Origin of the sequence: Acinetobacter sp. YH12144 (genome assembly GCF_013418345.1) — a bacterium.
Lineage (GTDB): Bacteria > Pseudomonadota > Gammaproteobacteria > Pseudomonadales > Moraxellaceae > Acinetobacter > Acinetobacter amyesii.
Map to the genome: position 1 here is coordinate 64680 of NZ_VPCD01000013.1, position 22851 is coordinate 87530.

The 22851-nt window shown below is 42.3% G+C and carries 22 protein-coding genes; 9 read left to right on the forward strand and 13 right to left on the reverse strand.

Going from position 1 to position 22851, the window contains the following annotated elements:
* The first annotated feature begins 97 nt into the window (after window positions 1–97).
* The 3 genes from FTU79_RS10210 to FTU79_RS10220 are packed head-to-tail and all read left to right on the forward strand — an operon-like array spanning window position 98 to window position 3768.
* Window positions 98–733, forward strand: coding sequence for a response regulator (locus FTU79_RS10210; protein WP_078189449.1), 636 nt, complete (start codon window positions 98–100; stop codon window positions 731–733).
* 22 nt (window positions 734–755) lie between these two features.
* Window positions 756–2321 (forward strand): PAS domain-containing sensor histidine kinase, encoded by a 1566-nt coding sequence (locus FTU79_RS10215; protein WP_180049861.1) that lies wholly within the window; start codon window positions 756–758, stop codon window positions 2319–2321.
* Between the two features lie 19 nt (window positions 2322–2340).
* Complete coding sequence (locus tag FTU79_RS10220; protein ID WP_180049863.1) at window positions 2341–3768, forward strand: sigma-54 dependent transcriptional regulator; 1428 nt, start codon at window positions 2341–2343, stop codon at window positions 3766–3768.
* 22 nt (window positions 3769–3790) lie between these two features.
* On the opposite strand, the gene FTU79_RS10225 is transcribed toward FTU79_RS10220, so the two are convergent.
* The 4 genes from FTU79_RS10225 to lptF all read right to left on the reverse strand — a co-directional run bounded on the left by FTU79_RS10225 (window position 3791) and on the right by lptF (window position 8826).
* Window positions 3791–4966, reverse strand: coding sequence for a S41 family peptidase (locus tag FTU79_RS10225; RefSeq protein ID WP_180049865.1), 1176 nt, complete (start codon window positions 4964–4966; stop codon window positions 3791–3793).
* Between the two features lie 17 nt (window positions 4967–4983).
* Window positions 4984–6531 carry a 2,3-bisphosphoglycerate-independent phosphoglycerate mutase gene (gene gpmI, locus FTU79_RS10230; protein ID WP_180049867.1) on the reverse strand — a complete coding sequence of 516 codons (1548 nt, stop codon included), beginning with the start codon at window positions 6529–6531 and terminating at the stop codon, window positions 4984–4986.
* Window positions 6532–6653: 122 nt separating this feature from the next.
* Window positions 6654–7724, reverse strand: a complete 1071-nt coding sequence (gene lptG / locus FTU79_RS10235; protein ID WP_180039929.1) for an LPS export ABC transporter permease LptG — start codon at window positions 7722–7724, stop codon at window positions 6654–6656.
* Between the two features lies 1 nt (window position 7725).
* Window positions 7726–8826, reverse strand: a complete 1101-nt coding sequence (gene lptF, locus FTU79_RS10240) for an LPS export ABC transporter permease LptF (RefSeq protein WP_180049869.1) — start codon at window positions 8824–8826, stop codon at window positions 7726–7728.
* Between the two features lie 159 nt (window positions 8827–8985).
* Between lptF and FTU79_RS10245 the strand changes: the two genes are divergently transcribed.
* The 4 genes from FTU79_RS10245 to FTU79_RS10260 all read left to right on the forward strand — a co-directional run bounded on the left by FTU79_RS10245 (window position 8986) and on the right by FTU79_RS10260 (window position 11873).
* Window positions 8986–10434: a leucyl aminopeptidase gene (locus tag FTU79_RS10245; protein WP_180039925.1), complete on the forward strand. Its 1449-nt coding sequence runs from the start codon at window positions 8986–8988 to the stop codon at window positions 10432–10434.
* A complete protein-coding gene (locus FTU79_RS10250; RefSeq protein ID WP_078189457.1) occupies window positions 10427–10834 on the forward strand; it encodes a DNA polymerase III subunit chi in 408 nt (135 codons plus the stop codon). Before FTU79_RS10245 ends, FTU79_RS10250 begins: the two co-directional genes overlap by 8 nt.
* Before the next feature lie 39 nt (window positions 10835–10873).
* Window positions 10874–11512, forward strand: coding sequence for a hypothetical protein (locus FTU79_RS10255; RefSeq protein WP_180049871.1), 639 nt, complete (start codon window positions 10874–10876; stop codon window positions 11510–11512).
* Window positions 11513–11654: 142 nt separating this feature from the next.
* The gene (locus FTU79_RS10260) at window positions 11655–11873 is read left to right on the forward strand and encodes a hypothetical protein (RefSeq protein ID WP_180035948.1); all 219 of its coding nucleotides are present in this window, start codon (window positions 11655–11657) and stop codon (window positions 11871–11873) included.
* Window positions 11874–11935: 62 nt separating this feature from the next.
* Here FTU79_RS10260 and FTU79_RS10265 read toward each other — a convergent pair whose 3' ends face one another.
* The 7 genes from FTU79_RS10265 to glnK all read right to left on the reverse strand — a co-directional run bounded on the left by FTU79_RS10265 (window position 11936) and on the right by glnK (window position 18119).
* Complete coding sequence (locus tag FTU79_RS10265; protein ID WP_078189460.1) at window positions 11936–12481, reverse strand: VTT domain-containing protein; 546 nt, start codon at window positions 12479–12481, stop codon at window positions 11936–11938.
* 112 nt (window positions 12482–12593) lie between these two features.
* Window positions 12594–13253, reverse strand: coding sequence for a riboflavin synthase (locus FTU79_RS10270; RefSeq protein WP_180035947.1), 660 nt, complete (start codon window positions 13251–13253; stop codon window positions 12594–12596).
* Between the two features lie 33 nt (window positions 13254–13286).
* Window positions 13287–14579 carry a DNA adenine methylase gene (locus FTU79_RS10275; RefSeq protein WP_078189462.1) on the reverse strand — a complete coding sequence of 431 codons (1293 nt, stop codon included), beginning with the start codon at window positions 14577–14579 and terminating at the stop codon, window positions 13287–13289.
* Window positions 14576–15679, reverse strand: a complete 1104-nt coding sequence (gene ribD / locus FTU79_RS10280) for a bifunctional diaminohydroxyphosphoribosylaminopyrimidine deaminase/5-amino-6-(5-phosphoribosylamino)uracil reductase RibD (protein ID WP_180024232.1) — start codon at window positions 15677–15679, stop codon at window positions 14576–14578. Before ribD ends, FTU79_RS10275 begins: the two co-directional genes overlap by 4 nt.
* A gap of 36 nt (window positions 15680–15715) precedes the next feature.
* Window positions 15716–16174, reverse strand: coding sequence for a transcriptional regulator NrdR (nrdR, locus tag FTU79_RS10285; RefSeq protein ID WP_067763170.1), 459 nt, complete (start codon window positions 16172–16174; stop codon window positions 15716–15718).
* 138 nt (window positions 16175–16312) lie between these two features.
* Window positions 16313–17719 (reverse strand): ammonium transporter, encoded by a 1407-nt coding sequence (locus tag FTU79_RS10290; RefSeq protein ID WP_180022078.1) that lies wholly within the window; start codon window positions 17717–17719, stop codon window positions 16313–16315.
* Between the two features lie 61 nt (window positions 17720–17780).
* Complete coding sequence (gene glnK, locus FTU79_RS10295) at window positions 17781–18119, reverse strand: P-II family nitrogen regulator (RefSeq protein ID WP_067763174.1); 339 nt, start codon at window positions 18117–18119, stop codon at window positions 17781–17783.
* Between the two features lie 278 nt (window positions 18120–18397).
* Between glnK and FTU79_RS10300 the strand changes: the two genes are divergently transcribed.
* Both FTU79_RS10300 and FTU79_RS10305 read left to right on the forward strand, forming a co-directional pair.
* The gene (locus FTU79_RS10300) at window positions 18398–18625 is read left to right on the forward strand and encodes an accessory factor UbiK family protein (RefSeq protein ID WP_078189551.1); all 228 of its coding nucleotides are present in this window, start codon (window positions 18398–18400) and stop codon (window positions 18623–18625) included.
* 66 nt (window positions 18626–18691) lie between these two features.
* The gene (locus FTU79_RS10305; RefSeq protein ID WP_180049873.1) at window positions 18692–20182 is read left to right on the forward strand and encodes a YifB family Mg chelatase-like AAA ATPase; all 1491 of its coding nucleotides are present in this window, start codon (window positions 18692–18694) and stop codon (window positions 20180–20182) included.
* A 43-nt stretch (window positions 20183–20225) separates the two neighbouring features.
* Here the strand turns inward: FTU79_RS10305 and FTU79_RS10310 are convergent, their stop codons facing one another.
* Window positions 20226–20963 (reverse strand): TorF family putative porin, encoded by a 738-nt coding sequence (locus FTU79_RS10310; RefSeq protein ID WP_180049875.1) that lies wholly within the window; start codon window positions 20961–20963, stop codon window positions 20226–20228.
* Between the two features lie 396 nt (window positions 20964–21359).
* Entirely contained in the window at window positions 21360–22136 is a 777-nt protein-coding gene (locus tag FTU79_RS10315; protein WP_180049877.1) for a TorF family putative porin, read from the reverse strand.
* Window positions 22137–22851: the final 715 nt, after the last annotated feature.

Consider the following 22851-nt stretch of genomic DNA (forward strand, 5'->3'; position numbering starts at 1 on the left):
CATATAAGAATAGGATTGCTAATTTTGTCGTTTCATTGCAAGCTTATTTTGCTTTATGTAACAAAAAAAACAGATTTTGATTTGAGGGAGAGTGTAGGTGATCACAGTTTTGGTGGTAGATGACCATGAATTAGTCCGTACTGGTATTTGCCGTATGCTCGAAGACCATGCAGATGTCCAAGTCATAGGACAAGCCGAATCGGGTGAAGATGCGATTACACTTGTTCGCCAACACCATCCAAATGTCGTTCTATTAGATGTCAATATGCCGGGGATCGGAGGTGTAGAAACCACACGTCGCCTACTTCAAACAGCGCCAGATACAAAAGTCCTCGCAGTCAGTGGACTTGCTGAAGAACCCTACCCGTCTTTATTGTTAAAAGCAGGTGCCAAAGGCTATATCACCAAAGGTGCACCAGTTACTGAAATGGTCCGTGCGATTAATAAAGTGATGCAAGGTGGCAAATATTTCAGTGCAGACATTGCGGAACAACTGGCCAGCTCATATTTGTCTGATACACAACAATCACCTTTTGACGCCCTGTCTGAGCGTGAAATGCAAGTTGCCATGATGGTGGTCAATTGTATAAGTGCACAAGAAATTTCTGATAAATTATTCGTTAGTGTTAAAACAGTGAATACCTACCGTTACCGCATTTTTGAAAAACTGAATATTGATAGTGATGTCAAACTAACTCACTTGGCAATTCGCTACGGGTTAATCAAACCTTAACACAACGTACATCCAGTTATTTATGACAGAGCGTTCAATTCATAGTGAATTGAACCAGTATCATTTGGGCCTTTGGTACAGTGCTTATCGCTTTATCATCAGTGCCTGTCTGTTACTGGTCTTTTTACTGACCTACACTCAATTCACTTCAGATTATGAATACCCACGTTTATACCTATATGTATTGACGATTTATTTGCTGTTTACCAGCATTCAATTCATGTCGCTTGGACGCTTCAAAGTCCGTATTCCAAACCAGCTACTGCTGTTATTCATCGTAGATGTGATTTCGCTGAGCTTACTGACCTTAGCCATCGATGGACCCAATTTACATTTGAGTTTGCTGTTTGTGATTACGATTTTTGCAGCATCCTTGTTATTAGATGCCCAAAAAGCTTTGGCCATCACCCTCATCGCTGTGATTTGCGTGGTGTATCAACTGTTTTTAGGTTCAATTCTTGAATTTACCTCACTCAAAAATTTAACCAACAGTGCGATTTTGGCTTTTTTATTTTGTGTGGTGTATGGCAGTGCGCAAATTGCCGTGAAACGTTTCCAGTTACTAGAAAATCTGAATTTTTCGCAATCCTTAGAGCTACATCGACTACAAAACATTAACCGCTATATCTTGGAGCAGATTGATACGGGCTATTTGGTGTTGGATGAAAACTGTCATGTGGTGCTGAGTAATCCTGCTGCTTGCCATTTACTCGGCATGCCAAATTTTTATCATCATGATCAATATCCACTGTATACCACGCAGCCCGATTTATTTGAATTACTCAAATTTGAAGATTTAAAAAGCGGTGAAAAATTCCAATTTGAATCACAACAAAGCCAATACCACATTCAGGTACTGGTACAAAAACTCGTTGTGCCGCATCAAATGCTGACCTTGCTGATTTTACAAGATGCACAAAAACTCAATCAGCAAGTGCAACAACTAAAATTAGCCGCTTTAGGGCAACTCTCCGCCAGTATTGCACATGAAATTCGCAATCCATTAGCCGCAATTGTGCATGCCAATGATTTATATCCGCAAAGTGATACCGAACAACAGCACATGTTGAATCATATGATTTCACGTCAAGCGGTGCGGATTGACCGAATTATTCAAGACACCCTAAATATGGTGCGCAATAAGGAAACCCATCCTACTCGTCTGAATCTAGAACAATTTTTACCGCTGTTCCTACAAGAAGATCTAGCAGACATTCAACAGAACATTCGACTCAATGTACAAGCCAAAACTTTGATCGATTTTGATGAGGCACAGTTCAGACAAATTTTAATCAACCTAATTCGTAATGCGATTCGCCATAACAATCCGGACATGTCGTATATCGAAGTGGTGGCGCGTACGGATCAGAAAAAAGTCCAGATCGATGTCCGAGATTTCGGTCATGGGGTTGCTTTACAAAACCGCGCACAGTTATTTCAACCATTTTTTAGTACCGAAATTACTGGAACTGGTTTAGGATTATATCTTGCTCATAGCTTCTGTGAAGCGAATCAAGCACAGCTTTCCTATGTAGAAAAAAAACAGGGAGCTTGCTTTAGGATTGAGTGCTTACAAGCTGTTATTTAATTGTTTTTAGGGGAAAACTGTGGATTCACAACCACTGGTATTGTTAGTTGATGACGAAGAAGACTTATGTATGCTGATGCAAATGTCTTTATCAAGGATGGGGGTTAAAACGCATGTTGCACATCGCCTCGACGAAGCTAAAAAAGCCTTGTCTACCTATAGCTACGATGCCTGCCTAACCGATCTCAACTTACCCGATGGTAATGGTCTACAGCTTTTAGATTGGATGAATGAACACTGTCCGACCCTGCCCGTTGCTGTGCTAACAGCCTATGGCAACATGGATATTGCCATTGCCGCATTAAAGGCGGGAGCTTTCGACTTTGTCAGCAAACCGATCAATCCAAAACATCTTGAACAACTGCTACAAAAAGCCCTGAATAAGCCTTTGGCCGAAGACATTACTTCGCAAGATGCTTTAGAACATAAAATGTTGATTGGTGAATCGCTTCCAATCCAGCAATTGCGTCGAACTCTAAAGAAAATTGCACGTTCACAAGCACCTGTTTTTATTACGGGTGAATCTGGTACGGGTAAAGAGGTCGTGGCCAATCTGGTTCACCGTTTAAGCAACCGTAATGAAGGGCCCTTTATTGCTATTAACTGTGGGGCAATTCCCACAGAGTTAATGGAAAGTGAACTTTTTGGCCATAAAAAAGGCAGCTTTAGTGGTGCCACCCAAGACAAGCAAGGTCTGATTCAATCTGCACATGGCGGTAGCTTATTTCTGGACGAAATTGCCGAATTACCTTTAGCCATGCAAGTTAAACTGCTACGTGCGGTACAGGAAAAACGTATTCGCCCCGTAGGTTCAGACTGTGAAATTGATGTTGATTTCCGTGTGATCAGTGCCAGTCATCAGGACTTAGAAGCTCTTGTCCAACAAGGTCGATTCCGCCAAGATTTATTCTTCCGTATCCATGTGATGGATTTAGTGTTGCCTGCCTTACGTGAACGTGGCGACGACATCCTCTTATTGGCACAACATTTTATCCAAAAAATTAGCCATGAATGGGAAATTGCCTCTAAGCCTCTGACTGAACGTGCGAAGAGTTTCCTACTCAACCAATATTATCCGGGTAATGTCCGTGAACTCCGCAATATTATCGAACGTGCCATGACCCTCTGCGATGATGAGCAAATTGATCTTCAACATCTGCAAAGTGCGCCATTAAGACAACCGAGTGCTCAGTTCAATTCCGCTCCAACAACGAATGATTCTGCTCAGCTTGCTGCAAACAGCAACGAACAGAGTGTGGTTCCTCGTAAACTACCTGAAGAAGGTTTAGAACTCTTTTTAGAAAATATCGAAAAAGAAGTGCTCATGAATGCGTTGAATTTGACTCACTGGAACCGAACCCTTGCCGCAAAAAAATTAGGTATGTCATTCCGCTCATTGCGCTATCGGTTGAAAAAATTCGGCTTAGATACCGAAGACGAAGAGTAAAAGTTTTCCAGCGTATTGCTGTTTATTTTTGATTCAGCAATAACTCTGCAACATGATCGACATAGTGATCTTCACGTGCATCATGTTGCAGCGGATAGTTATAGTCTGGCTGCACCCCAATTCCTTCAATCATTTTGCCATTCGGTGTCAGATATTGCGACACAGTCATTTGTAAAGCCGCACCATTACTCAATGGAAATAGTTTTTGAACCACACCTTTACCATAACTTTTCTCACCCGCTACCCATGCACGTTTATGCTCTTTTAATGCTGCGGTAAAGACCTCTGCGGCAGAAGCAGAACGATTGTTGATTAAAATACCAACTTTCATATTTTGAAATTCAAAACTCGGTAAAGCCTGAAATTGTTGGTCACCTTCAGATCGACTTCGAGTCGACACAATAATGCCCTGATTCAAAAATAAATCGGCAGACTCCACTGCTGCGGACAATAACCCGCCGGGGTTATTTCTTAAATCAAACAATACAGCTTTGACACGTGAACCATGACTTTCAATTAAACGCTTAATTTCATTGGCAGTATCTTGTTGAAAAACTTTAACGTGTAAAACTAAAACCTGATTATTTAATAATTTAGATTCTATATCTGTTTCAACTTTAGTGTTTCTGACCAAATTGACCGGTTGACTTGCAGTTATCAGCTGTAGATTCAGCGTCGAGCCGATACTGCCGGTGAGCAGGTGTCGCACTTGATCTTGATTGAGTTTTTTGAGTTCTTGATCATCAATTTTAAACACCGCTGCGCCATTTTTCAGATCTAACTTTGCTGAATCGGCATCAGGCTTTAAATTGGTGATGACCCATTGCTGTAGACCTGCATCAAAGCGCAAATTGAAATCCACACTCGCAATATCCCCTTCGGTGTATTGCAAAAGCTGCTTATAGTCTTCAGGTGAAAGATATCGTGAATAACGGTCTAAACCACTGACCATGCCTTTGATGGCTTGTTGGAATAATGCATCGTCATTTTTTTCAACGACATAATTTTCTTTGACAATGCCATAGATCTGAACAAATTGTTGGATCGATTCGACAGGTACTTCGGCATAACTTTGTTCATAGCTGCCATCAAATTCATCGAAAGCCGACTTTGCTTTGTCGGCTCCCCATGTCGAATGACTAGAACACAGCAGCAAGGCTGTAAGGCTTACAACTGACGTCCAGTGTGCTTTAGTCATTCATGCTTCCTTACATTTTAAGATTCAAGAGTAATCAAGTTACGACCTTGCATTTCTGTTGGTACAGGAATGTGCATAAGCGTTAAAAGTGTCGGCGCTACGTCAGCCAAAACACCACCTTCTGTAATTGTTGCATTGGTCGGGCCAACATAGATAAACGGCACAAGTTCAGTGGTATGTTGAGTATGCACCTGACCACTTTGGTAATCCTGCATTTGCTCTACGTTACCATGATCGGCGGTCACGAGCATGTGCCCTTTATTTGCCATCACAGCTTCATACACACGACCTAAGCACGTGTCTACAGCTTCAACTGCTTTGACTGCTGCATCAAATACACCAGTATGTCCGACCATATCACCATTGGCATAGTTCACCACCAGTAAGTCGTACTCACCTGAATTAATTGCGGCAACCAACTCATCAGTGACTTCATAAGCACTCATTTCTGGTTTTAAATCATAAGTCGCAACGTTTGGTGATGGAATCAAAATACGTTTTTCACCCGGATATTCATCTTCACGTCCACCACTGAAGAAGAAGGTCACGTGTGCATATTTTTCAGTTTCAGCAATACGAAGTTGTGTTTTACCCAAATTAGACAGGTATTCACCAATCGAATTATGCAACGCTTCTGGCATATAAGCCACAGGTGCATCAATTGTTGCTTGGTAACGTGTCAACATGACAAATTTTGATAAAGCGGGAACCACTTTACGTTCAAAACCTGCAAAATCTTTTTCCACAAAAGCTTTGGTAATTTCACGCGCACGGTCAGCACGGAAGTTCATAAAGACAACGCTATCACCATCTTGGATCGGTGCTAAATCACCAATACGCGTCGCTTTTACAAATTCATCTGATTCTTCAGCTGCATAAGCCTGCTCTAGACCTTCAACAGCAGTCGCTGCTGTACGCACAGCTTCACCTTCAGTTAAAAGACGATAAGCTTGCTCAACACGATCCCAACGGTTGTCACGATCCATTGCAAAGTAACGACCAATCATGGTGGCAATACGACCTTGACCCGGATACTGAGCAAACAGCGCATCTAATTTTTCAAGCGAAGGTTGTGCGCTTTTTGGTGGCGTATCACGACCATCAAGGAATGCATGAAGATAAACTTTTGCACCACGTTTTAATGCCAATTCAGCCATCGCCACAATGTGATCTTCATGTGAATGTACACCACCTTCAGACAACAAGCCCATGATATGTACAGCACGGTTTGCAGCTTTGGCTTTTTCAACCGCATCGACTAAAACGTCATGTTCAAAGAATGCACCGGTACGAATATCTTTGGTAATACGAGTAAAGTCTTGATACAGCACACGTCCTGCACCAAGGTTCATGTGGCCCACTTCAGAGTTACCCATTTGACCATCAGGTAAACCAACGTCTTCGCCAGAGCCTGAAATCAATCCATGCGGATGCTTTTCCTGCATTGCAGTCAAGTTTGGTCGTTTTGCTGCTAAAAAGGCATTGTCCTCGACCGCTTCGCGATGACCCACACCATCCATAATTACCAATACGTGTGGGATTTTGCCAGCAGTTGCATCCGTCATAATGAACACTCTTTCGTTTATAAATTAATCATACTATCTTACCGAATTTTCGGTGAAGACTCTATGTGACAACCATGGTTTATCTAGGTCATCAACATTGTTTTACTCAATCTTGCATGCACTTAACGTGCGCGGTGCAGCAGATAGCCACCCGCTACAAACATCAAAATAATCGGTATAAAGACGAACCATGCAGGCGAAGGTGCGTACACCAAACTTGCATAACCCAAAAAATCTTGTAAGTAGTAAAAGCCCAGTCCAGCAAATAAGGCAATCACCAAGCGAAAACCCATCGACTGTTGACGTAAAGGTCCAAAAATAAATGAACACGCAATCACCACCAAGGCAATTAAAGCAAAGGGCGAACCAAACTTTTGCCAAAATGCCAATTGGTAGGTCTTCGGGACTTGGCTATATTCATGCATATAGCTCATAAAGCTCACCAATTGACTCGGTGATAGGTCTTCAGGGTCAATGGTAACCATATGCACATATTTAGGTTGCAACGCCAATGAAAGCGGCTGTTCAGCATTTTGCTTCGCTACAGCATCACCCGTCGCTAAGAGATCGACTTGGGTTGAATTTTGTAGCGACCAAGAGCCATTTTTAACAAAATTCCCTTGCTCCGCATCCAAAGTGCCTCGCAAACGATATTTTTCATCAAAATCAACAACCTGAACATCTTTAATTTGACCTTGCGAATTGGCATAGTCAATATAAATAAAGCGCTGACCTTCACGCGACCAATAGCCTTTGACTTCACCCAACTCAGCCGCAGTGCGGTGACTTTTGACGCTTTTGGCTTGTTCATTGGTATAGGGAATGACCCATTCGCTTAATGCAAAGGATAAAACCACCAAAATGAGTGCCGAACGAATCACCCAGCCCACAATCCGCCAAAGGCTGATGCCGACCGAACGCATGACAATCAATTCACTATTTGAAGCTAGGGTCCCTAAACCCAGTACCGCGCCAATCAAGGCTGAAATCGGTAAAATTTCATATAAATAATTCGGTGAACTCCATAACACATACTGCAAAGCATTCCATGCGTTATAGCCTTCTTTCAGCGAGCCCAATTCACCTAAATAAGTAAAAAGCACTTGTAAGCCAGCCAATACCGCGGTCGCACCAAGCATGGCTAAAGCAGTAGTTTTGGTCACATGTTTTGCAACTATACGACGTGCCAACATTTTAAGACCTCACTCGCTGAATTTGTTTCTTAATTTTGGGCGCTAATTTTTGTTTACGCGAGAACAATGCTGCTGCAATGCCGTAAATCACTAAGACCAGTGGATAAGCCCAGATGCCCATTTCATCTTTACTGATCCGCGTTTTGATCGCCATTAAAGCCACGATTAAACTGGCAAAAATAAGTAAGGCGGGGAACAGTTTTAGGTAACGCCCTTGACGAGGACTGACCTCAGACAAAGCGGTGGCAAGCAATAACGCCACCAAAATAGCGAACGGCACAAAAATTCGCCAACCAAGTTCACTGACAACCACAGGATCATGACGGTTATCCCATAACTTCGAGGTTGGCAAAGCTTCTACTTCGGTACTTTCAAATTTTGCTTCTTTATCATTTTCTAAACGTAAACGATAACTTTGGAATTCAGCTTGAGAATAGCGCGGTTGTCCTGGATAGATTTCGTAACGGCGACCTTCAACTAAATCAACGACATTGGCATTGTCATCTGGCACTTCGACGCGGGTCGCTTCTTTTGCCAAAATAATGACATCAGGCTTACCCTCCTTTTCTGCACGCTGATAGAAGAAAATATCTTTTAAGTTTTTACGGTCTTCTGACAAGTCGCCTGCATAAATAGTATAGGGCCCAGAGGAAATAAACTCTTTTGGTCGAACCAAGTCAAAGCCTGTTCGTACCGCTTGTGAAGTCGTTAATGCTTCAAACTGGCGGATGCCCCAAGGCGAAGCCCACAGCATCAAAAATGCTTGAACAGCCATAAAGACCACGGTCATTGGCACCAATAAACGTGACAATTGATTGCGACTGACACCACTACCATTGAGCACAGCCATTTCATGATCGACATACAGACGACCAAAGACCAACATCAGACCAATAAAGAAACCGAGCGGAAGAATTAAGGTTAAAAATTCAGGCAAACGGTAGCCAATAATGCTAAATAAAATACTTGCATCTAAACGACCTTGCGCCGCCACACCAAAGTACTTGATCAAACGACCACCCATCATGATCAAGGTCAATAAGGCAATCACAACCAGTGATGTCGACACCACTTGCTTGACCAGATAACGCCGAATAATCAAATTAATTCTTCCAAAAATAGGGCCAATAAAAACTAGCGTTAGTTTACCCGAATGTAGAAAATATAAAACCTATACCCTTGTTGCTCATTGAAACTCTATTCATATAAATGTTTCAATGGTTTAATGGTTTATAAATTTAAAAAGGCATAAATACCGCACATGAAACTTTCTATTAATACGTCATTCCAAGCGAATGCGTCCAGCCAATATTTGTTGATATTAGTAGATTCTGAGTACGTTACAAATGCAGCTACTTCATATCAAATCAATGATTTAGATAATTTAATTGAAGCGACTCAATTTAAAGCAGCACTCAATGAAAGCCTGCCTTTGGTGGCGAACATTGCCGCTTGTCGCAATAGCGCTCTTTTAGGCCTCGGCAAAGTTGCTGAATTACAGGTCAATAAATTTGCAAAAATTGCACAAACCATTATTAAAGCGTCACAAAAAAAATTCAAACAGATCAGTGTCGATATCTCTGCCCTACCACAAGAACAACATTATTTATTTGCACTTAGCCTGACGCAAGCGGCTTATGCCTTTGATGAATACAAGTCTAAGAAAAATGAATTTGTTTTGGAGCAGATCCATTTAATCGCTGCTGAAAGTCCATTAACCACTGCACAGCTTGACTTAATTTCTGCAGTACAATCAGGTCAAAGTTTTACCCGTGACCTAGGTAACCGTCCGGGCAATATCTGTTTCCCTGAATATTTAGCCGAACAAGCTCAAGCGCTTGCAGCTGAATTTCCGGATCAACTCAAAGTGACTGTACTCGATGAACAGCAAATGGCTGATCTCGGTATGGGTGCTTTCCTTGCTGTGAGCAAAGGTTCTGACCGTCCAGGCCGTATTATTACCATCGAATACCTTTCAAACCGTGAAGAAGCACCTGTGGTGCTTGTTGGTAAAGGCGTGACTTTTGATACGGGTGGTATCTCACTTAAACCGGGTGCTGGCATGGACGAAATGAAATTCGACATGTGCGGTTCTGCATCAGTTTTGGGTACCATCCGTGCGCTGTGTGAAGCGAAATTACCAATTCATGTTGTCGGCGCAATTGCTGCTGCAGAAAACATGCCGTCTGGTCATGCCACTCGCCCGGGTGACATCGTGACAACCATGAGCGGTCAAACCGTTGAAATTTTAAATACCGATGCCGAAGGTCGTTTGGTTCTGTGCGATACCTTGACCTATGTAAAACGCTTTAACCCTGCACTGGTGATTGATATTGCAACCCTCACTGGTGCATGTGTTGTGGCATTGGGTTCAGTCCTTACTGGTATGTTCACTCCGGATGATGAACTTGCGGCTGAATTGACTGCTGCAGGTCAACATAGCTTTGACCGCGTATGGCGCATGCCCGTAATTGAAGATTATCAAGAACAACTTGATTCTCCATTTGCAGATATTGCCAACATTGGTGGTCCAAAAGCAGGTTCTGTAACAGCTGCATGTTTCCTTCAACGCTTTACGCGTGAATATCGTTGGGCGCATTTAGACATTGCTGGTACTGCATGGAACTCAGGTGCAAATAAAGGTGCAACAGGTCGTCCTGTGCCATTATTAATGCAATTCTTAGCGAATCGTGCTCAAGCGAATGGCTAAAGTTAGCTTTTATTTATTTGAAAAAAGTCCTGAACGACAAGTCGAAAGCACTTGTCGTTTATGCCGTAAGATTCTGCGTCAGCCTGTACGTATTTGGCTACATTGTGCTGACCCAGACTTACAGCAACAACTTGATGAACGCCTGTGGAGTTTCGATCACACAGGTTTCATTCCCCATGGTATCGATCAAGCCGAGGCAACGGTCTGTATTTCTGCCCAATTGCCTGAGCAAGCCGACTGGATTGTGTTTAATTTTAACGATCAAGCACTTGAACAGTTCGCAAGTTTTAGTCACATTATCGAAATTATTGAAAATAACGAACCCGCTAAAATTATCGGGCGTGAAAAATATAAACAATATCGACGTTTGGGCGTTCAACCACAGACCCACAAACTTTAACGTGATATTGGTTTTACCCTATTTGCAAGGAGATGCACCATGGCATTGAATGTCGGTCCAGACTTTAAACAGCGCTGGTTAAAAGTACCTGAAGCTATTCGTCAGACCTTTATTGATGACCTTGGTCGCGTTTGCGATGTACTCAATCCCAGTACAGACATTCAACAATGGCTGGTCAATGACCAACAGCAGCAGCAAGTGTCTTTTGACAAAATTGAGTCTGCCTATGCAGATTTGAAAGCACAGCTGATTGAAGATGCTCGCATTCGTAAACAATTGGCTTTAGAAAAAGCCTTAGAAGAAAAACGTGAAGCTGAACAAGCCTATGCAGAACAACTGAAACGTGACGAAGAGTTACGCTTTGCTGCACAAACGCAAGCGCTCACCATGATGCAGCATAATCTTGATCGTGAAGTACAACACTATGCCGCTCGCTATCATAAAAATCCTGAAACGGGTTTAGCAGGATTAAGCCAAAGCTTATCGGTCAGCGAAGGACAAATGTTGTCAGAACTTGAAAGTGTACGCGTGCGTTTGGAACTTGAGGCAGAAACGCAAATCGAAATAGCCGTCAGTGATTTCCGTGCAAAATTGAAAGCTGCCGCACAAGAAGAAATTGACTATATCTTAGAAAACTCCAATTTTTCGACAGAATCTACATCATCCCAAGCATCGTAAGCTGTCGATCGAAATCTGGTCACTGTCATTAAACTGACATGTATTTGCAACATGATGTTCATATGGCTGAAGCATTGTCCCTCAAAATACAATGCTTCAGGCATCCTAAAAATATAATCATGCATCCAGATGGGAATTCAATATGGACATCATTCACCAGATTACCCAGAAAATATCCTCTCTATCTGCTGGAGAACAATGGGACATTCGTGCCAAAGATCTTTGGCTGAGTCATTCAGACTTTCATAGTATTTCGGTGTATCTCAGCCGTGAATCAGAAAAAGGTGGTTTTAGCATTCAGCAACTGCCCCGCAGCTCGATTTTTCAAACCCTTGATGTGGTGACCGTTACAAAACACTAAGTTGTCATCGACTCCATAAAAAAAGCCCACAACAGTGGGCTTTTTTTATGTCTAAGTTTGGCTTAGACCAAATCTGCAACTGCAGAAACGGTATGTCCTAGGAAATAACCAATACCAAGTAATAATCCAATCCAGATGAAACCACCCAGCACGTTATAGAACATAAATGTACCGAGGCTCATGCGCGCAGACCCAGCGGCAAAAGGCGCAAAAGAACGTACAAAAGGTACAAAGCGTGCGACTAAAATCGTTTTACCGCCATGCTTCATAAAATATTTATTGGTTTTGACCATATATTCGGGCTTAAAGTAACGTGTGTGCTTATTAAAGTACTTAATGCCTAACACGCTGCCCGTATAGTAATTGACGCAGTAGCCCAAGACCGATGCGACAAATAACATCAGCCCCATGGTGTGTAAATGCACCACTTCCGTCGTTGAGCATAATGCGCCAATGGCAAGCAACAGGCTGTCTCCCGGCAGGAAGAACATAAATACTGAACCCGTTTCTGAAAATATCACCAGAAATAAAATGGCATAAATCCACACACCATAATTTTCCAATAACATGGGTAACCACTGTTCCAGATTCAGTAAGAAATCAATCATTATCACCTGTCTGATTATTCATCATATATGTCATTCCGCGACGCATTATCACCAAAAATAAAAAAACAGTCTAATTTTTCAATCAGACTGTTTGGTTTTCTTCGGTATCAACTTATTTCAAGAAGCCATTTTCAGCGAGAAAATCTAAGCTAATTTTAGATTGCGCTGTGGTCTCAGCGGCTTTATCTCCGAGCAATAAACGCTCAATATAACGTGCTAAAACATCCACTTCCAAGTTCACTTTAGCCCCAGCTTTCCACGTACCGATATTGGTTCGTTCAGCCGTGTGCGGAATTAAATTTAAGCTCAGCACATTGCCACGTAAATGGTTAATCGTCAGGCTAATACCATCCACGGTCACAGAGCCTTTTTCTGCTAAATAGCGTGCAATTTCTTTCGGTGCGGTCACTTCAAAATAAATTGAACGTGCATCTGAACGAACTTGAGTGATTTCACCCACTGCATCGACATGACCACTGACAATATGTCCACCAAAACGCGTGGTCGGCAACATGGCTTTTTCCACATTTACTACCTGCCCTGCTTTCCAGTGTTCCAAGGTGGTCCGATTTAAACTTTCACGTGATACATCAGCTGCATACCAATTGCTGCCAAAGTCAATCACGGTTAAGCAAATGCCATTGGTGGCAATAGAATCTCCCAAATGCACATCCGACATGTCTAAATCTGTCTGGATACGCAAGCGGACATCGCCACCCACGTTTTGAATGCTTTCAACTTTACCTAGACTTTCAATAATGCCTGTAAACATGTTCAATCCCTGAAAAATATGGGGCGATGATTTTTACCACAAATCAAGTTGCGTACTCACACCAGAGGTATCGACACCACCTAATTCTGCAAAATGGTGCAATTGACTCAACAACTGACGGATCGGTGGACCTGATTTGGCATGCGTATCCGTGATGACAATAAACTCTAGTACGCGCGCACGTTCAGACTGACGCTGCTTGCTCACACGGTAACGTGGCACATCTTGCGTCAATAAGCTTACTCGACCACGTTTTAAATTGGCTTGTAACAAATCTGTGGCGCTGATATTACCATCGGTTGAATAGCTCGTCAGGATGTAACGTGCATTGATGGTTTCTAATAATTTTTCATAAGCTTCTTTCGCATGCTTCGAAGAATTATATGGACTTGGACGCTCTTTTCGCCATGCACGATCGATTCCGCTCTTAAAACCCTTGGTGTCTGGTGTTGGTAAATCCACCTGATCCCATAACGTTAAGGCATTCAACACATGGTAGTTACTGCTATAAGCATGTTGGTTATATGGTGGATCGAGATAAGCCACATCTACTTCAAAGCCGCTCATTTGATTGGCCAAATGCTGTGCGTCGACACACCACATTTCAGCAGCGGGTTTTTTCGGATCACCAATTTCACAAAAACGACTTGGGGTCAGCCATAACAATGAACCGATACGATCTAAGGCTGCTTGGGTTTTACCACCCCAACCATGATGAAAGCTTTTAAATACACCGCTGGTATTGCTGACAAAACTTGCTGAATACAATAACGGTGCCAACAAAGCACTCATTTCCACATCATCAATCGCGCCTTGAGCCTGCCAAGTTGCAATTTGCTGACGAATCGCATCGATACGCATACCATTACGACGTTTAAAGAATAAACGGTCACGTGCCGGATCGTAGATTTCATCATTACGTGGACACAAGTTATGGGTCACCCAACCTTTAACTTCTGGCAAACGGTTCAGATAATCAATCGCTTTCTGATAGCCACCCAACTCTTTAAAAGCAGGTGCTTCAACGCAAGAGAGAATCGCGCTGTTCAAGGCATGGCTGTAGGGTTCCCAGTCATTGGCAATAACACGATAGCCGTTTTGACGAGCCAACCGTGATACCACACCCGAACCTGCAAAAAAGTCTGCAAATATCGGCGCACGACCATCTTCGCGTTTTAAGGTTCCCGTTTGCTCAAGTGCTTCTAAAATCAGATGTAATAGGCGGCGTTTGTTTCCCAAATAAGGAACCAACTGATGGAAAAGATATTCGTCTGTGGTACGAGCCGCATGACGACGTTTGTGATAAACCGTAGACTCTGAATTCATAGCGTCTCTTGAGAAGGGATTAACCTTAAGCGGATGTCATCACCCAATTGAGTGACATCTTTCAGCTTAAATCGAAGCTGCTCTGCCATGCGGTCAAATTCCGCATTAAACATCGCACGTGCTGACTGACCCAACAAGGTCGGTGCAACATAACTGATCATTTCATCGATCAAATGTTCTTGTAAGAAAGCGGTCGAAAGTGTCGCACCAGCTTCCACAAGTACATCATAAATTTGAAACTGTTGAACGCATGCTGCTAACAGATCGGCCAAAGGCTGAATTTCAAATTGTACCACGCCCAAGTCAGCAAGTTCCTGACGATATGGCCCCATGACCATCACGGTTTCAGGTTGCTGCAATATTTTTGCGCTTAATGGCAAGCGGCCTTGACGATCTAGCACGATACGTTTCGGCTGAACCACGTTACGCATGTCAACAGCGTCATCGAGCTGACGTACGTTGAGTAAGCAATCATCGGCTAATACTGTTTCAATCCCAGTAATCACAGCACCTGATATCGCACGCCAATGCTGTACATCTTGTCGCGCCATTGCACCCGTAATCCACTTAGACTCACCTGAAGCCATGGCAGTACGCCCATCAAGGCTCGATGCGACTTTGAGCCGGACATAAGGCATGCCCGTCGCCATGGCTTTTAAAAAACCCAAGTTCAATTGATGCGCTTCTGCTTCACAAATACCCGTAATCACTTCAATGCCAGCATCACGTAGGATTTGTACACCTTTACCCGCAACCAATGGATTGGGATCGGGACAGGCCACAACGACTTGAGCAACACCTGCTTCTACCAAGCCTTTGGCACAAGGTGGCGTACGTCCATAGTGTGCGCATGGCTCTAAAGTCACATAAGCGGTTGCGCCACGTGCGGCCTCACCTGCATCACGCATTGCAAAGACTTCTGCATGCGGCTGACCCGCTTTTGGATGAAAGCCTTCACCAACCAATTGACCGTCTTTGACAATCACACAGCCTACATTGGGGTTAGGACGCGTGCTGTATTGCCCCTGCTGTGCCAATGCAATTGCACGCCGCATCCACTGTTGATGCTGCTGCAACGTCACTTGATCTAACTCAGACATGTAATCACTCATGATAAAAATGGAAGCAGATGTGCATTAGTGCTCACGCTGCTGCATTTGTTCAATTTGACGACGAAAAGCTTCTACATCTTGGAAGTCTTGATACACAGAAGCAAAACGTACATAAGCCACATGATCTAAAGCGAACAATGACTGCATGACAATTTCACCAATGGTGCGTGATTTCACATCACGTTCACCCAAACGGCGAATTTGCAATTGAATATCACTGAGTACCGTTTCAATTTGCTCTTGCGTTACTGGACGCTTTTGCAAGGCATGCATGAGCGAGCGGCGGAGCTTGGCTTCATCAAAAGGTTCGCTCTTTGAGTCAGACTTGATGACACGCGGCATCACCACTTCATAGCTTTCAAAAGTTGTAAAACGTTCACCGCAACTAATACATTCACGGCGGCGGCGTATCTGACAGCCTTCAGCAGCAAGACGTGAGTCAATCACTTTACTGTCTTCAGCGTTGCAAAATGGACAATGCATAGCGGTTAAATTGAACAAATCCGAATGGATTTAGAGTGTAGCAAAAATTTTGAAATTTGTAGAGCTTTACGCTAGATATGGAAAAAAAACAGCCCTTTCGGGCTGTTTTACACAATATATTGATTTACTGTGATCTTATTATTCTACACGTTCGCCATGTTGACTTAAGTCTAGACCCATACGTTCGTCATCAGCTTCAACACGGATGCCAATCACTAGATCAATCACTTTCAAGATAATGAATGTCATCACAGCTGAGTAAGCAATAGTCGCTAGTACACCTTCGACTTGAACCCATAATTGATGCATTAAGTTGCTCGGTGCTTTATCACCCATGATGAATTCGCTGGCAAAGAATGCTGTAAGGATCGCACCCACGATACCACCTACACCATGTAGACCAAACGCATCCAAAGAGTCATCCGCTTTCAACGCACGTTTCAGCGCAGTAATCCCCCAGAAGCAAACCACACCACCGATCAGACCCATCGCTAAAGCGCCGCCAACGGTTACGAAACCTGCCGCAGGTGTAATCACCACAAGACCTGCTACCGCACCAGAAGCACCGCCCAAGACAGACGCTTTACCACGAACCACTTTTTCAGTAATTAACCATGCCACTGCTGCTGCCGCTGCTGCAACTTGTGTTACCACCAATGCATAACCAGCGGAACCATTTGCACCCAGTGCAGAACCACCGTTGAAACCGAACCAACCTACCCATACAAGGCTTGCACCGATGACAGTTAGCGTTAGGTTATGTGGTGCCATAGATTCACGGCCAAGCCCCATACGTTTACCAAGCATGTACGCTGCAACGAGACCCGCAACACCTGAGTTGATGTGAACAACCGTACCACCCGCAAAATCAAGCGCACCGTCGTTACCTAACCAACCACCGCCCCATACCCAGTGGGTAATTGGTGCATAAACCACGACACTCCAAATTGCGATGAACGCAACGAAAGCACCGAATTTCATACGTTCTGCAATCGAACCGCTAATAATGGCAACGGTAATGATGGCAAATGTCATTTGGAAAATAACAAAAAGAATCTCTGGAATCGTACCGGACAAGGCTTCTGTGGTGATGCCCGACAACATAAATTTGTCTAAGCTACCGATAAAGGCATTGCCTTCACCAAATGCTAAGGTATAACCCACAATCACCCACGTTAAACTCACGACACCCGCAGCAACAAAACTGTGTGCCATGGTGCTGAGTACATTTTTCTTACGGACCATACCGCCGTAAAACAATGCTAAACCGGGAATTGTCATGAGTAAAACAAGTGCAGTGGATACTAAAATCCATGCTGTATCACCTGTATCGAGCTTAGGTTCTTCTTCTGTAGGTGCTGGTTCTGCAGGTGCTGGCGCTGCTTCAACTGGAACTGCAGCTTCTGTTGTATTTAGCGTTGTTGTATTTGCAGTATCAACTACTGTGACTTCTTCTGTAGGTGCTGTTGCGCTTTCTTCAGCCCACGCAACAGAACCACCTAAAAGTGCACTGGACAAGCCGAGTGCAATTAGCATCTTTTTCATTCGTATCCCCCGACCTGATTTTCTGAGTTATTAGCTACTCAGCAAACTTCATGCCAATTTTTTAAACGGCATCTGCACCTGTTTCACCAGTACGGATACGGATGACTTGTTCCAGATTGCTTACAAAAATTTTACCGTCGCCAATTTTTCCTGTGCTTGCAACACGAGTAATTGATTCAATTACGGTATCGACCATTTCATCACTGATTGCGATTTCGATTTTTACTTTTGGTAAGAAATCAACCACATATTCAGCACCACGATAAAGTTCAGTGTGACCTTTCTGGCGACCGAAGCCTTTAACTTCAGTGACAGTGATCCCTTGAACACCATTTTCAGAGAGTGCTTCACGCACGTCATCTAATTTAAAAGGTTTTACAATTGCAGTTACGAGCTTCATGTTTTGTTTTCCTTCGGCTTATTTCACCTGTAAGGTTTTATGTTCAATTTTCATGCCAATATGACTACAGTCGGGGGAAAATAGTCAGCCCAGCATGAGATTTCTTTATAACCTATTTTATACGGATAATCTTGCGTATGCTTATAAAAATAGACGTTTTTACTAGAAGAATTACGATTTTACTGATCGATTAAACGCATATTTGAATGAAAGCACTATGGTCATGAATGTGGCGATGTTAAACTGCTGCCACCAAATCACTGAGGATGGTCTAAACAATGATTGAAACCTTATTACAAGCGATATTAGAACAAATCGATCAGCCGAAAAAAGACGTCGAACATAATCTTCGCAGCTTACTCAATGAAGCTGTGAGCAAAATGGATCTCGTGTCGAAAGAAGAAATCGAACGCCAACGTACTGCACTGAATAATGCCAATTTACGTTTAAATGAATTGTTGAAACACGTCGAAGAACTCGAACAAAAAATTCAGAACAAAAAATAAGCACCTTTTTAGTGCAACAAAAGACGCATAACGATTAAAAATAATGCACCATAACGGAACAATAATATGTCTTTTGCCAAAATCTATACTCGGGGTTTGCTCGGCTTAAATGCACCCCAAATTGAAGTTGAAGTTCATGTCAGCCAAGGCCTACCGTCATTGACCATTGTGGGCCTACCTGAGGCCGCCGTCCGTGAAAGTAAAGACCGTGTCCGCTCTGCGATTATTAATAGCGGCTTTCAGTTTCCGACCAAACGTCTGACCATTAATCTAGCACCCGCAGATTTACCCAAAGATGGTTCACGTTTAGATCTCGCCATTGCTTTAGGGATTCTGATCGCGTCGGGACAACTTCCTGAAAATGCAGCAGATGGTTTTGAATTTATTGGAGAATTGGCACTTGATGGTTATTTACGACCTGTCAGTGGCATCTTAAGTATAGCCATTGCCTGTCAGCATATCGGGCATCATCTGATTCTACCGGCACTCAATGCCGATGAAGCGGCACAACTGCCGGAGTTCCAAGTCTTTCCTGCACAGCATCTTAAGGATGTGTGTGAACATTTAAGTCGTTCAGCCTTAATCAGTAGCCACCCTTCAACATCGTCAGCCAATCAACACAATTACCCTTTTGATTTATCTGATGTGAAAGGTCAACTGAGACCACGTCGTGCTTTAGAAATTGCGGCGGCTGGCGGTCATTCCCTACTATTTCGTGGCCCACCGGGTACAGGAAAAACCCTACTCGCCTCACGTTTGGCTAGCATTCTTCCGCCCTTAGATATGCAAGAAAATTTGCAAGTCGCGAGTATTTATTCCATTGCAGGTGCAAATCATCATTTTGGGCAGCGTCCATTTCGTGCGCCACACCATACTGCATCTGCGATCGCCCTCGTCGGTGGCGGATCAAATCCTAAACCGGGTGAAATCACCTTGGCACATTTAGGGGTTTTATTTTTAGATGAGCTGCCTGAATTTGATCGAAAGGTATTGGAGGTATTACGGCAACCACTCGAATCCAAAGAAATTGTGATTTCACGGGCTTCTCGTCAAATCACCTTCCCTGCGAATTTTCAATTGATCGCAGCAATGAATCCTTGCCCATGTGGCTATGCCTTTAACCAAGACAGCCGTTGTCAATGTAGTGCTGAAAGTATTAAACGCTATCAAAACCGTATTTCAGGTCCATTATTAGATCGTATTGATTTACATATAGATGTCCCGCCACTGGCAGCGCATGAATTACAAAGTTCGCAAGAGGTTGAAAACTCAAGTACGGTTAGGCATCGTGTCATTCAAGCTTATGAGTTACAAATAGAGCGTCAGCAAAAATCCAATATGGCACTGACGCCGACGCAATTGGAGCAACAAGCAGTTTTGGATGCTACTGCACAGAATATTTTACAGTTAGCCCAGCAGAGAATGAATTTATCTGCGCGTGCCTATCATCGGGTGTTACGTGTTGCCAGAACCATTGCCGACTTGGCTCAAAGTGAACACATTCAAGCTCAACACGTTTCTGAAGCACTGTCCTATCGAAGCCAACTCAATGCTTAAAAAAATGGCGACCTAAGGTCGCCATTTTTAATGCTCTTTAAAATTAGAATTCGTATTTCAAACCAAATACGACTTTATTCTTTTGTTTTTCATCCGCACGGTCATAACCACCAACTGTGTAATTCATGCTTGCGGTAACACCTGTATCTGCTAAAGGCTTGCTTAGACCAATATCAAAGTGACGGAAACCAAAGCTTTCTGTTGTTCCTAAATTTTCTTCAAAATCACCTGAATCTTGATATGCATATAAACCAAGCGCGGTATCTAGACTGAAGTCTTTAGGAAGTGCATAGCTATATGATGCTTTGATATAAGTATCACCTGCATTACCCCATGAAACATCTTCAAGCAAAGTTTGCGCTGTTAAGCCAAAATCTTTATAGCTTAGCCCAAGCATTGTTTCTAAACCGTTTGCATCACTTGTATCAATATCATAGTAATAGTAGTAAGTTAGACCTGCTGTGTAACCAAGATCATCATTAATTGAACCGTTATAGCCCGCATAAAAATCATTTTCAAAACCATTCGGTAGGTCATCACCATAGTTTAATGTTGAACCCCACCAACCTGCATAGAAGCCTGATGCATGGCTATAATCCAAACCACCTTGGATTGTCGCATCTTTATTTTCAGGCACATTGGTAATACCACGTAAATTATAGCTAGACAGTACGCCGATATTTCCAGATACAGAATGCTCTGAAGCAGGTGCTTCAGCAAATGTAAACGTCGATGCTGCTCCAAGTACAGCGATTGATAAAGCTTTAAGTGCAAATTTCATGGTTTGTTCCCCCACATCGTGCGACGACGTATTTTTTGGTTATTTCGTTGAACTCAATGAGGTATTAGCAAGCGCTGTGCCATGTTTAAAAATATACACATATTTTTTTTATAAAGGTCACGATTTTGGCTTTCATAAAACATATAAGATACTGTTTTTATTTGTTATTTTTTAATTACTCTATTTAACTATTTTTCTCTAAATTTTTTTTTAGAATGCAGATTGTCAACTATTCAGATTATTTAAATCCTTAGGTTGATAGTTGTAACAGGATTTTAAAAATGCGCTTTTTTGAGTATATTTTTTCAACACCGATCTCAAAAATGCATAAAAAAAGTGCACAATCACCATTGTGCACTTTCAAAAATATGACCGAATACGATCAACTCGTTAATGTTAGAAAGAATAGGTCAATCCAACCACAACGTTATCGTCTAATTCCTCGCCTTCACGATCTTTACCGCCCCATACATAGTCAGCAGCAATTTCAAATCCAGTATCCGCAATCGGTTTACTCAAGCCTAAACGTGCTTCAGTGAACACCACATCTTCTGTGGTTGTTAATAGGCTATCATCACGACTGTCATTAAAAACAGAAACACCAAGCGATGAATTTAATGAAACATCATAAGGTAATGCATAGCTATAAGCAGCATTCAGATATACATCTCCTGCGTTGCCATAATTAACATCAGACAACAATACAGCCATGCTTGCAGTTAAATCTTTATAACTTATGTCCTGAATAAATTCGACGCCCGTTGTGCGACGCTTTTCAGATCGGTCGTCGTTATAAACAGTACCGCCACCTTGATAGACATAGGCCATCACTTGTGACTTATAGCTCCAATCTTCATTCAGTTCACGTCCATATCCAACATAGAAATCATGTTCAAAACCATGTGACTGACTGTCGTCCGTAGGGTCATAGTTGAGTGTAGACCCCCAATAGCCCGCGAACAGCCCACTGTTGTGTGCATATTCAAGTCCGGCTTGTAATGCCGCTTGATCATTTTCTTCACTCGCACGGTACACATATTTGTTTACCACGCCTAAACTTCCAGACCAATTCCCTTGTGCAGTTGTGGCTTGTTCAGTTTGTTCTGCAAATGCAGGGATTGTACCTAGGGTCACTAAAATACTTAAAATTGCTATTTTATAAAATTGAATCATGTTTAGTCCCCACATCGGATCGATCGTGGATTGGGTTGAGTAAAATTTAGCGCCGATTTTAATCGATTTTACCGCACTGTATAGCCCCTTTTTTCTTATTTTGATCAATTAAATCATTTAAAAACAAAGGTAAGATTATATAAAATAGTAAAAAATAAGCTATTGATTCATAAAATATCTTTTATCGTGTTCCAGTCTTTAACAATGATTTAATGTTTTAATTTATATGTATTTATCACGATTATTATCATCTTTTATTGAGCTAGATTTTAAGGAAAACATTTCTGACGACTTCGCTAAAAGTCATTCTCTATTTACAAAAAAACACGCCAACAGTGCTTACTTAGCCTGAACATTGATGCCATGCACCTCAGCAGTTTTTATACTTTTTGATCAAAATACCAATTTAAATTCAGCACAAATTGTCGCGAAGAGTAATGATAAATCAGCAAGTTAAATGAAAGTTTTTACCGTTTTTTATATTTTTTTATGATAAGCAATGAAGAAACTTCTCTTTAGCTTAATATATATTCAATTTAAATAAACTATTTGTTAAACAACAATAACATACGAAACATTTGCTTATTACAGATTGACCGATGATCTGAATGTTTTCTAACTTTAGTGTAATAAGCGCATTAAAAATAGTGATTTTTTTAAGAAAAAATATACAATCGCACTACATATTAACCAAATTTGCATGAGGCTCTCTCCC

Coding starts and splice junctions, on each gene's coding strand:
- FTU79_RS10215 (WP_180049861.1), top strand. CDS start 756: ATGACAGAGCGTTCAATTCATAGTGAATTGAACCAGTATCATTTGGGC.
- FTU79_RS10225 (WP_180049865.1), bottom strand. CDS start 4,966: ATGACTAAAGCACACTGGACGTCAGTTGTAAGCCTTACAGCCTTGCTG.
- gpmI (WP_180049867.1), bottom strand. CDS start 6,531: ATGACGGATGCAACTGCTGGCAAAATCCCACACGTATTGGTAATTATG.
- lptG (WP_180039929.1), bottom strand. CDS start 7,724: ATGTTGGCACGTCGTATAGTTGCAAAACATGTGACCAAAACTACTGCT.
- FTU79_RS10245 (WP_180039925.1), top strand. CDS start 8,986: ATGAAACTTTCTATTAATACGTCATTCCAAGCGAATGCGTCCAGCCAA.
- FTU79_RS10250 (WP_078189457.1), top strand. CDS start 10,427: ATGGCTAAAGTTAGCTTTTATTTATTTGAAAAAAGTCCTGAACGACAA.
- FTU79_RS10255 (WP_180049871.1), top strand. CDS start 10,874: ATGGCATTGAATGTCGGTCCAGACTTTAAACAGCGCTGGTTAAAAGTA.
- FTU79_RS10260 (WP_180035948.1), top strand. CDS start 11,655: ATGGACATCATTCACCAGATTACCCAGAAAATATCCTCTCTATCTGCT.
- FTU79_RS10265 (WP_078189460.1), bottom strand. CDS start 12,481: ATGATTGATTTCTTACTGAATCTGGAACAGTGGTTACCCATGTTATTG.
- FTU79_RS10270 (WP_180035947.1), bottom strand. CDS start 13,253: ATGTTTACAGGCATTATTGAAAGTCTAGGTAAAGTTGAAAGCATTCAA.
- FTU79_RS10275 (WP_078189462.1), bottom strand. CDS start 14,579: ATGAATTCAGAGTCTACGGTTTATCACAAACGTCGTCATGCGGCTCGT.
- ribD (WP_180024232.1), bottom strand. CDS start 15,679: ATGTCTGAGTTAGATCAAGTGACGTTGCAGCAGCATCAACAGTGGATG.
- nrdR (WP_067763170.1), bottom strand. CDS start 16,174: ATGCATTGTCCATTTTGCAACGCTGAAGACAGTAAAGTGATTGACTCA.
- FTU79_RS10290 (WP_180022078.1), bottom strand. CDS start 17,719: ATGAAAAAGATGCTAATTGCACTCGGCTTGTCCAGTGCACTTTTAGGT.
- glnK (WP_067763174.1), bottom strand. CDS start 18,119: ATGAAGCTCGTAACTGCAATTGTAAAACCTTTTAAATTAGATGACGTG.
- FTU79_RS10300 (WP_078189551.1), top strand. CDS start 18,398: ATGATTGAAACCTTATTACAAGCGATATTAGAACAAATCGATCAGCCG.
- FTU79_RS10305 (WP_180049873.1), top strand. CDS start 18,692: ATGTCTTTTGCCAAAATCTATACTCGGGGTTTGCTCGGCTTAAATGCA.
- FTU79_RS10310 (WP_180049875.1), bottom strand. CDS start 20,963: ATGAAATTTGCACTTAAAGCTTTATCAATCGCTGTACTTGGAGCAGCA.
- FTU79_RS10315 (WP_180049877.1), bottom strand. CDS start 22,136: ATGATTCAATTTTATAAAATAGCAATTTTAAGTATTTTAGTGACCCTA.